This window comes from Stenotrophomonas sp. yr243, from assembly GCF_900184195.1.
In the GTDB taxonomy this organism is placed as follows: Bacteria; Pseudomonadota; Gammaproteobacteria; order Xanthomonadales; family Xanthomonadaceae; genus Stenotrophomonas; species Stenotrophomonas lactitubi.
In genome coordinates, this window is the sequence record NZ_FXWT01000001.1 from 650,275 (window position 1) to 663,832 (window position 13,558).

General features: G+C 63.0%; 9 protein-coding genes. 1 reads left to right on the plus strand and 8 read right to left on the minus strand.

Annotated features, from left to right (window positions below; translation table 11 throughout):
• The first annotated feature begins 81 nt into the window (after positions 1–81).
• Positions 82–747, plus strand: a complete 666-nt coding sequence (locus QOL57_RS03090; RefSeq protein WP_089240165.1) for an SOS response-associated peptidase — start codon at positions 82–84, stop codon at positions 745–747.
• A gap of 3 nt (positions 748–750) precedes the next feature.
• Here QOL57_RS03090 and QOL57_RS03095 read toward each other — a convergent pair whose 3' ends face one another.
• From QOL57_RS03095 to QOL57_RS03130, 8 genes are all read right to left on the minus strand, one after another.
• On the minus strand, positions 751–1,542 hold the full coding sequence (locus tag QOL57_RS03095; protein WP_089240163.1) for a DNA adenine methylase: 792 nt from the start codon (positions 1,540–1,542) through the stop codon (positions 751–753).
• A 147-nt stretch (positions 1,543–1,689) separates the two neighbouring features.
• On the minus strand, positions 1,690–1,923 hold the full coding sequence (locus QOL57_RS03100) for a hypothetical protein (protein WP_089240161.1): 234 nt from the start codon (positions 1,921–1,923) through the stop codon (positions 1,690–1,692).
• Positions 1,913–2,938, minus strand: coding sequence for a hypothetical protein (locus QOL57_RS03105; RefSeq protein WP_244900786.1), 1,026 nt, complete (start codon positions 2,936–2,938; stop codon positions 1,913–1,915). The genes QOL57_RS03100 and QOL57_RS03105 overlap by 11 nt, the downstream gene beginning before the upstream one ends.
• Positions 2,939–4,107: 1,169 nt before the next feature.
• On the minus strand, positions 4,108–5,106 hold the full coding sequence (locus tag QOL57_RS03110) for a hypothetical protein (RefSeq protein WP_089240159.1): 999 nt from the start codon (positions 5,104–5,106) through the stop codon (positions 4,108–4,110).
• Positions 5,103–8,708: a hypothetical protein gene (locus QOL57_RS03115; protein ID WP_089240157.1), complete on the minus strand. Its 3,606-nt coding sequence runs from the start codon at positions 8,706–8,708 to the stop codon at positions 5,103–5,105. Before QOL57_RS03115 ends, QOL57_RS03110 begins: the two co-directional genes overlap by 4 nt.
• A gap of 3 nt (positions 8,709–8,711) precedes the next feature.
• On the minus strand, positions 8,712–9,128 hold the full coding sequence (locus tag QOL57_RS03120) for a hypothetical protein (protein WP_089240155.1): 417 nt from the start codon (positions 9,126–9,128) through the stop codon (positions 8,712–8,714).
• Positions 9,128–12,877, minus strand: a complete 3,750-nt coding sequence (locus QOL57_RS03125) for a phage tail length tape measure family protein (protein ID WP_089240153.1) — start codon at positions 12,875–12,877, stop codon at positions 9,128–9,130. The genes QOL57_RS03120 and QOL57_RS03125 overlap by 1 nt, the downstream gene beginning before the upstream one ends.
• A complete protein-coding gene (locus tag QOL57_RS03130) occupies positions 12,870–13,520 on the minus strand; it encodes a hypothetical protein (protein ID WP_089240151.1) in 651 nt (216 codons plus the stop codon). The genes QOL57_RS03125 and QOL57_RS03130 overlap by 8 nt, the downstream gene beginning before the upstream one ends.
• Positions 13,521–13,558: the final 38 nt, after the last annotated feature.

Here is a 13,558-nt window from a genome sequence, read left to right on the forward strand (position 1 = left end):
GCACCATCGGGCAACCTCGCCCTGTCGGGTCGGGCTGTCCCTACACGCCCCGGGCACGGTCGGCCGAGCTACCCTCCGGCCATGTGCGGTCGATTCGTCCAGCTCCCCGTGATCGACTTCGGCCAGCCGGGGCTGGCTGACCTTGCCCCCGGGCTGGCCGAGATCCAGCCCAGCTACAACCTGGCCCCGACGCAGCGCGCCTCAGTGATCCTGGATCGCGGCGAAGGCCGGCAGGTTACCCGCCTGGCGTGGGGCCTGCTCCCTTTCTGGGCGAAGGCCAAGGGCCTGCAGGGCTCGACCATCAACGCCCGCATCGAGACGGTGACCACCAAGCCCGCCTTCCGGTCGGCGTTCAAGAAGCGGCGCTGCGCGATCCCCATGGCGGGCTATTACGAGTGGTCGGTGAGCCCCGAGGACGGAAAGAAGGACCCGTGGTTCATTCATGCAGCCGGGCCGCTGCTGGCCGCCGGCCTATGGGAAGACACCAGCCCGCTACTGCCCGACGGCAACCTGGGCACCTTCACGATCATCACCGGCGACAGCAGCGGCGTCTCGGCCGACATCCACGACCGCATGCCGGTCTGGCTCCAGGTCGACCAGATCGATGACTGGATGGCGGCCAGCCCCGACGACGCCATGGCGATGCTGCTGGCAAGCTCGCCTCCATCCATGGAGGCGTACAGGGTCAGCCGCGCCGTCAACACGCCACGAAACAATCGCGAAGACCTGCTCCAGCAGATTGCGTAATGCCTACAACAGGGTGGCCTGGCTGTCGTCCCAGCTTTTGATGATCAACTCTCCGAACTTCTTCCCCCTACCCTGCCCGCCGCCGATGGTGTAGTCGAGCTGCAGCGGCACTAGGTCGAAGCCGGCGAACACCTCTCGGATCTGGGGGTGATCATTGATCGAGACCACAAAGCGCCCAGCCGAGTTGCGCATCAGATCGGCCATCGCCTCGTACTCAGCGAATGGGAACTCGACGCCGTAACCCTCTGTTTCCCAATACGGAGGATCGAGGTAGAACAGTGTCCCCGGCCGATCGTAGCGCCGCACGCACTCCTGCCACGGGAGGCACTCGATCACCGTGTTCGACAGCCGAAGATGCACCGCGCTCAGCTCTTCCTCGATGCGCAGGAGGTTCAATCGCGGGCCTCCGGCAGTGACCACTCCGAACGATTGGCCCTGCACTTTCCCTCCAAAGGCGAGTTTCTGGAGGTAGTAGAAGCGCGCTGCACGCTGGATGTCGGTCAAGGTCTCCGGCCGCTCCATCTGCGCCCACTCGAACATTTGCCGCGATACCAGGGACCAGCGGAACATGCGCACGAATTCGTCCAGGTGATGCCGCACGCAGCGGTACAGGGACACCAGCTCGCCGTTGATGTCGTTGAGCACTTCCATCTGGGCCGGATACGGCCGCATCAACAGCGAAGCGGCGCCGCCGGCAAATGCCTCGACGTAGCAATCGTGGATCGGGAAGTGGGGATACAGGTGCTTCAGCAGGCGGCGCTTGCCGCCCGGCCAGGAAATGATGGGCTTGGGCATGGTTTCTCAGTATTTGCGATAGAGGAAGCCGACAATCCCGCCGCTCTCGCGAGGGCGACGGGGCCACGGCCAATGCCAGGTGCTGAGACCACCTGTGTTGCGGCGCTGTCTGGATGCTTGCAGGCATCTGGGCAGCGCCCTGTCTTGCTAGATGGTGACTTCCATCACCGGAAGGTTGGGAGCCGCCTCGACCAAGCGCCCCCCGCGAACCCAGTCGTTGTATGGGATGGTTTGCTGCAGCTGGCCGAACGCCCGCATCTGTACCCCGTCATACGTCGTCAGCGTGCTGGTCCCGTCACTGTTGTGCGCGGTGACGGTCGCCAGCAATCGAGGGTTGCTGCTGACCAGTTCGCCGAATTGATCCCACAGATCAGTCCGCATCGGTGTAGTGCCTTTCAAGGGTTACGGTCTGCTCGATCACCACTGCCTGTTGATCGATCACAACATCAACGCGCAGCGACTCGCACTGCCCGTGCCACCGCCCCGCAGCACCAACGACCTCCACTAGATCCAACGGCATGATAGGGCCGATCTCGCCTGGCTTAAGCGGCTTGGGAAACAGCGGCATGGTGAGGTCGACGGCGGCTTGCTCACCACGATCACTGAGCATGTTCCGACCGCGCTCGGCGCCGGCAGCAGCAACATTGATCAGTGGGCTGCTGACCTGCTGTGCGAACAGCTGACCTGCCTCACCGTCCTTGCGCACTTTGCAGGTGACGCCCTTCCCCGGCAACTCACCGGTGACCACCACCGCATCGTAGAGCGGCGCGCTACGCATCTGGAGGCTCTCGGTAAGGACGATGTCCTCCTGCACGACATGGTCAGGAGGTGATTCCCGCCAAAGCCACGGGCTGACCGGGTAGCTGGCCCGGACCCGCAACACCGGCTGCGCGGGGTCGGACTGCACCACCGCGCCACTTGCCCCAGCCAGGCCACTGATGGCATCAAGAGGCGTGTTCGCGTCGTAGAACCACGCACCGGCAGGCACGATCCAGTCGACCGTCCCGTACTGGCTTGTGAAGCCCGTATCGGCGAGCTCCTCCGCCACCAATTGCGAGACGCTCCGATCGTCACCGTTGACCTTCACCCGAGCTGGTGCGTAGGGCGCAGCGAGAAGCGCGGTGCGCGAGCGGCCACTCAGGCGCACGGCGCCATCCGCGAACTCGCGCTGCTTTTGATAGCTCTCCACAATCCCTGTCCACGCATGGCCGTTGAGCACAACCTCGAACTGGCGCGGGCCTGCGGCCGTGGGCTTCAGTAGATCCAGCTGCGCCGGATCAGCAAGCTCAAAGTCGAACGTCCAGCCCCAGGCGCTCCGGCCCGATTCCAGGGTGATTCTTGTTACTTCGATGGGCATACGGTCCGGCAGCCGTACGAATGACACGGTGTTGATCACGACATACGTCCTTCGTTGAGGGCGGACCGCGTAGCACGCGACAACGCCGAGATTGAGTGGAACGACCCCGAATCCGCCGACCACGGGGCAGCCAAGATTCAGCCCGACCACGTTGCCGGCCGGCCAACCAGGCTCGGGATCAGGATCGGGTGGAACTGGAGGCCGAACGATCCATGGAAGCTTGGCTGCACTCCCCCAGCGAAGCCGCCACGACCTGGGCAGACGATCGCCGCACCCCCAGCTGCCCTGCCATTGGTTTCGCGCTGAATTGCTTGAAAGCCAACGCGTCCCTGTCGATGCGCTCACCTGGTCCTGCGAAGACCAGCGCAAAGCGCCGCCCATGCAGAGGATGCTTGGCGTGCCCCATCGGGATAGCAGCGACACGCTCTCGGAGCCCATGGACCGCCACAGCTGGGCATTTGACCGGCGAAGAACGCCCTGCGAAGAACGCCACCGCAGGGCGCCCCCACGGCTCAGCAGTGGAGTAAGACCCCATCCCGTGGCTGTGGCACCACCCTCCAGGCGCGGCGCGCCACGCCAACCGGAAGAGGCCACAATTGATGCAGTACCCGCGCCTCCCCAACCAACCAGAATCATGGCTGCGCGCGGGCGAGCCACCGACCATGAGAGCGACGAACTAGACCGAAGGTAGGCGCGCTCGGGTTCCGGCGGCTCCTCCGACCACCAATCGACGCCAAGATTCAGGCCGACCAAGGCGCCGCCCGCCGTAGCCGGCGGCCCCAAGTTCAGCACTACCCTGTTGCCCAATTGGTCCATTCGCTACTCACGCGCCGCCGGCATAATCCAGTCCTGGATTGCCGCATTCTGCCGACCGAGATCATCGAACCCTACGACCGTGAAACGAAACGCAGGATGGAGTCGATCTATTCTCCACGTGCCGTCGGCGCGGCTCATCGTGGAGGCCACGCAGAGTCCACTGCCTCGCTCAAAAACCATAATGCGACCTTGCGCAGGTTGGTTCAGAATGCGCAGCCGGCCGTCCGGCTCAGCTGGATCATTCGTCTTCGGCGCCTCACCGGCGAGATAGCCGGGCCCCGCCCACGCTTGGCCGGACGAGCTGCGAACGCCAACCCGAACCGCCGCACGCGGAACGTTCCATGTGACCTTGGCGTTCCTTGCACCATATCTAGTTGACGGGATTCCCACGGTCATCCCCACGCATTCGTGATGTCGATGAGAATCTGGCCGGTGTATGTTTCGTTGAAGCCGGGCGAGAAACTGTCAGCGGTGACGCACTTCGCCAGAAGCTGAGTACCGACCGGGAGCCCATCCACGTCGGACACAACGGTCAGCTCAGGGAAAGGCCGTCGGTGGATAGGTGCGTAGATGCCAGGCAAGAAGCCACGCGGCTGCATTGCGGATTCCAGGATATCCACGGTCGAATAGAGCAGCCCGCCGTTTCCAATGTAAGGATAGGTTGGGTAGTTGGACTGATTCCCCAGCGTGGTGTTTACAGTCGCGGCTGCAGCAGAGACGAAGGATCGAATCGAACCTGGAATTCCAGACATTGAGCGTCCAACAAAGGCCGATGTCTGAGTATCCGCGTTTCCGAAATCAGACCACTGCCGAGCCTTGAATCCATACCCGACGCCGCTGCTTCCCTCACTGTCGCTGCCCTTGTAGGAAACGACAAAATGATGTCGATCACCGGGCTTCATCGACGTGATGTCACCAGCGTAGTGACCATGCGTTCCCGCGTAACCCTGGGTTCCGTAGTTTCCGCCCGTATCAACGAATAGGTAGAAGAATCGCTCAGTACCGATAACTATCCAATGACGCAATGCACCGCTCGCTACGTTGGACTTCTCCCACATTGACCCATTCGCTTTGAGCGACGGCGAGGGTGTCGCGTCTTCCCCCGTGTTCAAGTCGCTCATGGACGAGTAGCCACGCAGCAACGCCGATCTTGCAGCAGTGTCATCGACCCTCAGAAAGTAACCGGTGCCGGACACTTGCGAGTTCTGGTAGGCACGAATGTTCACGCCGCCGAACCCCTTCGTCCACCCCAGACCATCCTTTCTTCCCGCGCCGACGCCATAGCCATCGACCAAGACGGCATCGAGGAGCGCGATCAGTGCGCCCGGCACACCCGAAAGCAGCGGCGCACCTGAATCGGTGCTTCGATAAATAGTTGGAACGAGACTCATGCTTGAACTCCTGCGACGTTGCCAATGACCTGGAAGCGAGTCGAATCCACGACGCTTTCAGGCGTACCTGGGAGCGTGGTCCGTACCAACCAGATCGGCGCCAAGCCGCCGACTGTGTTGAAGCGAACCACATTGTTGGTAGACCACCCGGAGCCCCAGCCTGCTCGCGGGATCGTGAAGTAGGGACGCCCCGTGCGCGGATTGGTAGGTGCGCAATCGGCGGTAACCGCTCCTGCCGTGATGGTGCCGACCGTCTCCCCCATCACCTCGAACGTCGTGGAGCTGTTGAAGCGAATCGCCCATCGCTCGGTAATGGCATCCGCATTGGTTACCACCAGCGGATAGTCGGTGTCGTTGAACGTGCCAGGTGCGGCGCTGCCGATCAGCAGGTCGCTCCACACGCCAGTCCAGGCTGCCTGGTCGAACAGGTTCACTGTGCGTGCCTGCAGGTCGAGCGACCCGTTGGCCTCACCAAGGCGCAGGGCCCCGCTGATCATGGCCTCCCCAGCGGGGAAATCATGAGTAAGCCCACTGTTGATCTCGATCTCCCCCGTGATCTGCGGCTGGACTACCAGCCGGCGATCCTCGACACGCTCACTGATCACGATGGGCAGGGTATACGCGGACAAATTTAGAGGGTCGCTGAAGGTCAGCCGGCCCAACGCGAGATCCACGACATACCAAGCACTGTCGACCGGAGCTCCCTTGGAATCCCTGACTTCGACACCGGCGATTCGCGTGCGGCCGAAAGGCACGACCTGGCCCGCCTGCGGCGATGTGATGCTGTGCTTGGCCGTGTGATGGATCAACACCGTTTGACCCGGCTTGAATGCCGGCACACGTCCGTCGCTCGGCAGGCGGACCGATGACAAGCCGATAACCACTTCGGAGAGCGGAATGGACCGGTAGACCACCGCCCCCATGTAGATAGAGCCGGCAAGCACGAGCGCCGGGCGCCAGACCTGGTCGCCCTCCACTTGACCGGGATCAAACCACGGTTGGCCTTCATTACCAGCGACCGGTACCAACTGACCGAACTTCACCTTTGCCACGCCGCTCTCCCAATCCACGTGGCCGCGGATCTCGGCGCTGGCGATATCACCGTTGATATCGGCTGTCGCCGTCAGCAGTTCGCCGTCCAGGCGGTTGGCCCGTAGCGTGAACATTCCCGGCCGAAGCGGTGAGCCTGGCGCGCGGAAGAACGAGAAGGCCACGCCCGGGTCAGCGATCCGGGTCAGCAGCGAAAGTACCTGTACGGTGTTGCCGCCACCTGGCTGCCACTGGGTCAGGTTGACGATGCCCGATGTGTAATCCACCGTGCCGGCGTACACACCGGCGCCAGTCTGCGGGTCGACGCTGTGGTACAGCCCACCACTCCGGTCGATGTATGTCCTACCCCGGAATCCAAAGCGAACGCTGCCAGGCACGACGCTGTCGCTAATGGTGGGTGTCAGCTGCAGTTGCATGGCGGGTAGCGGCAGCGATTCCTGCGCCTGCTGTGAACTGTCACCCGCAAGCAGCCAAGCTGCAGACATGATCGTGCCGCCCGAGAACTGTGAAAGCACGTCCAATCGGCCGTAGCCTACGACCCTGAGCCGCCCGGACTTGTTCTCGTACTGTGGGTAGGAAACTTGCCGCACCATGAACTTCCCGGCCTGCACGGACACTGCGCCGGTGCTGTAGTTCACGGAACCAAGCACCGTCGTGGATGCTGTGTCGCCTACCGAGACGGCCACGATGTTGCCGTTGCCGTCGTCCTTGGCGATAACGCGCATCGGCTGAGGCGCAGAGGTCAGGTCATCCCGATCGCGGGTAACGCTGACCAACCAATCGAGCAGAACGGAGCCGGCGCGCACAGGGCCCTGCGGCAGGGTAAAGGAGACGACGCCAGACGCGTCCGGGACCGGTTGGGGCGCAGCATGCAGTGGCTGCCCCCAGTCGTAGGTGATTGCGAGGCGGCTATCGGCATCCGGCAGTGTTCCAGGCCGCAGCGATACCTCCCCCGTCGAGTAGGCAATCGAGCCGCGTACCTGACCAGCGATCAGCATGCCGCCCGACCCATTGTCGGTGACAGCAACGTCTGCACCACCGATCCGTAGGGTCATGCTGACGGTGCCCGGAACAGCCGAGCCCTCGCCGAGAACGAAGTGCAATGCCGGCGGCTGGATGGCGGTATCCCCTACGCGGCTTTCCGCAATCACAGGCGTACCCCACGCCGCGATGATGCTGCTTTTCAGATCGGGCAACGCGCCGGCAGTGAGCACGATGGAGCCAGTCGAATAGTTGACCGTGCCACTGCCCTGCCCTGGCTTCCCAACAAGTTGCCCCCGACCATTGTCGGTCAACCGAATCCAGCGACCGAGTGCCCGGTAGTCCACGATCACCGTACCAGGTGCAGGCAATGGCGTCGCTTGGATCAACCACACCATGCCCTGATTGTTCTGCGTCACCGCGATCTCATCGGTGAAGCCCTGCATCGGGATCGCGCCTGCAGGGGTAGCCGCGATGCTGATGGACGTGCTGCTTGCACCGGAAGAATGGGTGACGGAGATCACGCCCGCCTGATAGTCGACGGTTCCGCCCCAAGGCGTGACCGCTACCGAGGTGAGCGCTCCAGAGCCGTCATCGGCCAGTTCCACACTTCCCACGATTACCTTTACGCTGCCAACGGCCATCCCTGTGCCGAGATAGCGGGTGACCGGCACGCCTGCCTGGAAGCTGGACGCGAAGTTGAGCGCCAGGCTTCCTGCTGCGCCGGATGGAACGAAACTCATCATGCCCAGACCCGCAAGCACGTCGCTCACTGGCGTTTCAGCGGTAGACGTGGGCACGATAGGCACGTAGGGCGTATCTACCAGCACGGAGAGGTCGCCAGGCTTGCCGGCAGCAGTAAGGCGCTTCACGCTGTGATAGCTGTTGGCATCCACCACATTTGTCTCGTAGACACGGGTGGCCGGCTTGCTCGCGGTGTAGCGGACAACTTCCTGACCGTAGAAATTCCGCAGGAGCGCGTTCACCAGCTCAATGACGAGAACGTCGCGGTCGAAGGCGCCTTGATCATCAGTGAAGGTCCGAGTCGTACGCGACAGCACCGACTTCACCCGCACGTACTGCTCCCCTTCATCGTGCCCGGAGCTAGCCGGCGTCAAAAGCGAGAGGTTGTCATTGATGTCCGGGCTGGGGGCATCGGCCGTCGTATACACCAGCAGCGTCATCTGGCCGATGAAATGGTTTCCCATCAGGATGAATCGTGACTCAGTTCCACGGGTGATGTAGCTCTCAACCCGATTCTTTGCATCCACGCGCACGTCACTGTATGAGCCCGTGGCGAACATGCTCACCGTCACCTTCGGGTCAGCCGGCGGCTCGATGAGGACGCCGATAGCGTCCTTCAGCACATCAACGTTCGACGTGTCCACGTGCACGAACATCTTGCGCAGCGTGGCACGGCCGGTCGTCCTCTCCTCGTCGCCAATGTCCGGGAAAAGATTATTCATCGCGCCGTCCTGCACCTCGGCCTGGATCATCCGGCCACCACCATCTGGATTGTCGGTAAGGCGCTGCGACTGGCGGAGCTTGATGTCGGTTGCGGAAATGGGCATTGATTACACCGTCATGAGGCGAAGGGTGATGGAGAAGAGATCCGCATCAAGTGCGGGAACGGCAAAGCGAGTTGGTTCCACCTCAATGGCCGGGCCATCGACCCGGCGCCAGCGAACCTGGAACGATCGCTCGCCGCCGTTGTGCGCCGGCATCACCAGTGCCAGCGGCGACAAGCTCAGTTCGCTCTCGCTCGCCTGGAGGGCGCGTAGGGTGGGTAGCGCGACCACTCCGACGTACGCCGTACCGTCGCGAGTTGTCTGCAGGGTGATGGGGCGACCGGCCTGTCGTGCGGACTCCTGCACGATCATCGCCCCATTAAGGCTGTTACGGACCTGCTGCCCGACCCTCCATGCCGTGAACTCATCGGTCCATTGAAGATCGGCCGGCAGCTCAATTCCGGCGAGCAGAATGCGGGTCATCAGCGCCGCCCCCGCACCGAAACAGAGCGGCTCTTCTGGACGGCAGTCAGCACCATCGGCGTAACCAGGTTCGCGATCCTCTGGGCTTGCTGAAGCTCCTGCGCGGTAGCTCCTGCGACCACCTCTTTGCTCGGCACCTTCCAGTCAATGACGATCACCTGCTCCCTGGCGGCTCCCCCTTGGACACGATTGGCGTCGAGCTTTGCCTGCGCGTCAGCCTCAGCCTGCACCGCCCGGCGGCGCTCCTGCATCGCATTTGCGGCTGCCCGATCCTGATCGGCGCGCTTCCGTTGAATCTGTGCCTCGAGAGCAGCGACCTCCGCAACCTCCTGCTTGCCCAGGAAGTCGTACTGATACTCCAGGCGGCTCTTCGCAGAAGATGCGAACTCATCCTCAGTCTCGGCCAGTCCCTGAAGCTCCTTCTTGTACTCAGCCAGCTGCTTGCGCTGGGACGTAACCTTGTTCAGGGCATTTGCGAACTGCTGCAGAGGGTTCGGGCCACTTAGATTGCGCATGGCATTGAGCGCGGCGTCGGAAACCTCGCCGATGCTGAATGCCATGCTCTGGGCTGCCTGCCCGGCCTGCCCCATTTGCTGGCCGGTCTGCTGGGCACGATTTCCCAGGTTCTCCATCTGGTTGCCGGCCTGGGAGGTCTCCTGGGCCAACTGCCCTACAGCTTGCGTCCCCGCCTGAGCGCCGGCCTGCACCTGCTGCATAGCAGATTGACCAATGCTCCCCATGTCCTTCAGGTGCTGGCTGGTCTGGAGAATCTGTCCCTGCACCTCGAGCTGGGACTCGACCTGGCCGCGCCGCCAGTCATCGCTATCAGCAACTGCTGCGCGTGCGCTGCTGGCGTAGGCCTCGAAGGCACGGCGAACGTCCTCGATGCTGGCCTTGCCTTGCGAAGCACCGCGCTGAATCGCCTCAAACGCTGCCTTGGCCGAATCGCGCGCGTTGTTGAGCGACTCCTGCGACTGGATGCCGAGGCGCGCGAACTCATCGGCCAGAGGATTTACGGACGCCTGGATGTCCCGAATCCGTGCATTAAGGGCTGATGCAGAGCGCGCCGCCGCGTCGAATCCGATCTTGCCCTGCTTCCCCGCAGCTTCGAGAAGTGCGCCCAGTGTGCGCGCCTCATCCAGAGTGGCAACTTTGCCCAACGCTGCCTTAAAAGCCTCCTCGATCTGCAACCCGGTGGCGACGGCGCTCTCGCTCACGGCACCAAATGCGGCGATCGCATCGCGGCCGGCACCGGTGAATTGAACCCCCAACCTCGACGCTGCAACCCCCAGCTTCTCCATTGCCGCAAGCAACGTCGTCTGCAGGACTGCGGCTGCATTGGCGGCACTTTGAGGCAGCGCCTCAAATGCGGCCTGAGATGCCGCCTGGAACCTGGCAAGCTCTTCGCCAGAGAGCTTCCGCAGGGATTCCAGCAGCCCATCCCGAACATTGCGCTCCGCCGCAGCGCCCTGCGATGCCACATAGCCCAGCGCCGTGCCCACGGCGGCCAAACTACCGGTATCAGCAAAATTGAGCCCCGCCATCATCTTGCTGATGGAATCGGTGGCGAGGCGCGCATTGCTCTGCACGCCCTCAAGCTGTTCAACCACGAGCTGTGCCGCGCCCCCGATACCACTTTTCATGGCATCCGCAGCCACGTTCACTGCCTTGGAGAGCCCTGCGTACCCTGTAGACACGACCAGCAGCTGCTGCGTCACGAGGCCAAGTTCCTGCAGCTGCGCGGCCGTAGCGACGCCCGCCTTCTGCTGCATCAGCAGGAATCCTTCCTGGGCCGTCAGGTACTGCTCAAGGCCAGCCAGGCGCTGCGCATAAGCCTCGCGCTCGGCCTGCCCCATTCGAGCGACTTCCTCAGTGGTCTTAACCACCACGTCGCGGTACTCAATGAAGGAGACGGCCTGGCGTCGAAGCTCCAAGGCGGAGTCTCGAACCTGGCTGATGTACGCACGCTGCGCCTCCCCGGCTCGCTTCAGGGCGGGATCGTGCTGCTTCCAGATGTCCTGGGCAACAGTCTTGAGCACGCCAAGGCCACCAATGGCGGCCTCCAACCCAAGCACTGAGACAGCGATCGGAACCGCCTTCGGTAGGCCCCGGAGCAACAGCCCAAAGCGCCCGATGCCAGAACTGCCGGCGGCGACTGCGGCGTTGTTCGCCAGCTGCGCGCGCGTCGTGGCAAGCAACGCCGCCCGCCACGCGTTCAGCTGAAGCAGAGCGCCTACTACCTTGAACTGGGCGTAGGCCGCAGCCATGAGGCCAATGACACGCGCATGGTCAGCGACCCATCGCGTAGCCCCCTTGACCGCCTCCGCCATCCCGATAATGGCCTGCGAGGTCTGCTTAGCCCAGCGGGTAAGGCTCCCATCCTTCGCCAGACGGTCCAAGGTCGCCAGAAGCGTGGTCAGCTGATCCTTGAAGTAGGCCAGCACGCCCTGATCCGCAACTTCCTGCTTCCAGTCCTTGAAGCGATCGGTCGCCTCCTTCCAGAGCCCCGCGATCGTTCCGACCTTGGCTGCCGCCGCTGCGCCACCATAAGACTCAGTGAGAAGATCAAGGATGATGGTTTGCGCCTCTGCGACGCGACCGGTTGCCTCAAGGTTCTTGATCAGCTCCTTCTGGCTGTCGGACAGGGTAAAGCCTTGCTTGCTAAGACTCTCCATCGCCTTCGACGGCGTCTGCAGCGCCTTGCCTACGACCTCCGCCGATGACTCCAATGACAACCCAAGACGCTGGGCCTGGTCGATGGTGATCTGCATCGCGGCGGGGAACTGATCGCCGACAATGTTGGTATAGGACAGCATGCGCACCATCGCACTGTTGACCTCACCACCGTCGAACAGGCCCGTCTGTAGCTGCTTACCAAGCTGCAGAAGTTTCTCAGCAGTGAACTCACTGCTGCGGCCAGCCGCCTGAATGGCCGCGTCGAGTTGGTTTACCTCCTGCTCGGCGTCACTTCCTTCACTGATGACTGCCTTGATGCCCTCAACCAGACGGTTCAGGCCGACAAACGCAATTGCGCCGGCTGCGAGTCCTTTCAGCTTGCCCAACCACCCTGCTGCCCCCTCAGTTGCACCGGCCAGGTTCTCGCTTCCGGCAGCAGCGGCGTCTGCACGCTCGCGGTACTCCGCCAGTGCTTTCTTCGCTTCGCGGCTCGACTCCGCCTGCTTGCGCATCGCCGCGTCGCCGTCCGCGAACTGCTGCGTGCGACGACGGGTAGCAGTGGCTTCGTCGCTGGCTGCCTTTGCCTGCGCACTCAGCGCCGCAGTGGTCCTCGCTGTTTCGGACCGCAGACGCTGCTGACTCTCGGCCAGGTCAAGGGTGCTGATCCCCAGCGCCGCCAACTCTGAGTCGGCCTTGCCAACCTCGGCCCACTGCTCGTTCAGCGCCTTCTTCAGGCGCTCTCCTTCCTTGCGCAGATCGCGCTGTGCCGCCAATACCTCGCGCGACGGCTTCTCCATCTCACCGATGCGGAGGCTCAGTTCCAGCGCTGCGCGCTGGTTGGCATTGAACTCGCGCTCCAGCTCGCCCAGCTGGTCCAGCATGGCCTCGAAGGATTCGGTCTTTGCCGCTGCCGCCGTCAAGCCGGTCAGGGAGTCGAGCAGTTTTGAGGTCTTTCCTGCCGTCTCGACCGAAACATCCCCCAGCTCGCCAAAAGCAGAGCGCAGGTCATCCACGCCCTCGCGCCCCTGGGTTTCAATGACAACCCTGATTGCCTCTTCCAGCCGGTCAGCCATTGCTCTTTCCATTGACGCGCCACTGGCGGCGCAGTTCGGTCAAATACGTGGTGTGAAAACGCTCAATCAGGCGACTGCGCGCCGCGAGAGCGCGACTGTTGCCATCAGCGCCTGAAAGCATCTCGAAGGGGCTCGGGCCCCGAAGAATCCGAACAGGGCCTCGCCCCGCCCGCTTGTGGGTCGCGCGGTCCCAACTTCGCACTCGAATGGCCCTTCGGCCCTTGATTGTGGCGATGAACGCTCCGTCATAAGTTCTGGTCTCGCCGAGACCGATGCTGGCCGTTGCGCCGACCGATCGCCTGCCAGCCCATCGGCCACCAAATTCGAGAAGCGATATCTGTCGCGTGCTCGCCCAGATCGATAGAAAGTCGTCCTTGCCGCGCTTGCCCGTCGCATAGCCACGCTCACCGGTCTCGACGCGGTACTTCCCTCGCAGCGCCGAGACGCGGATGTTGTAGGACCCCCGCACCTCTTGCGTGGTCGCCGGTCCTGCCCGTCTCTGCAGACCGATGAAGGCCCTTTGCACTGACAGGTCGTAGCGATTGAGAACGTCGCCAGCAAGATTGGTCAAGCCATGGAGGCCCTTCGCACGGCGCCCGCTGACGAAGAACTTGAGCAGGTTGTTGTTGCGATTGGACACCATGGCACCCTTCCTGGTTCGAGTAGGGAGGGCGCCGTGCT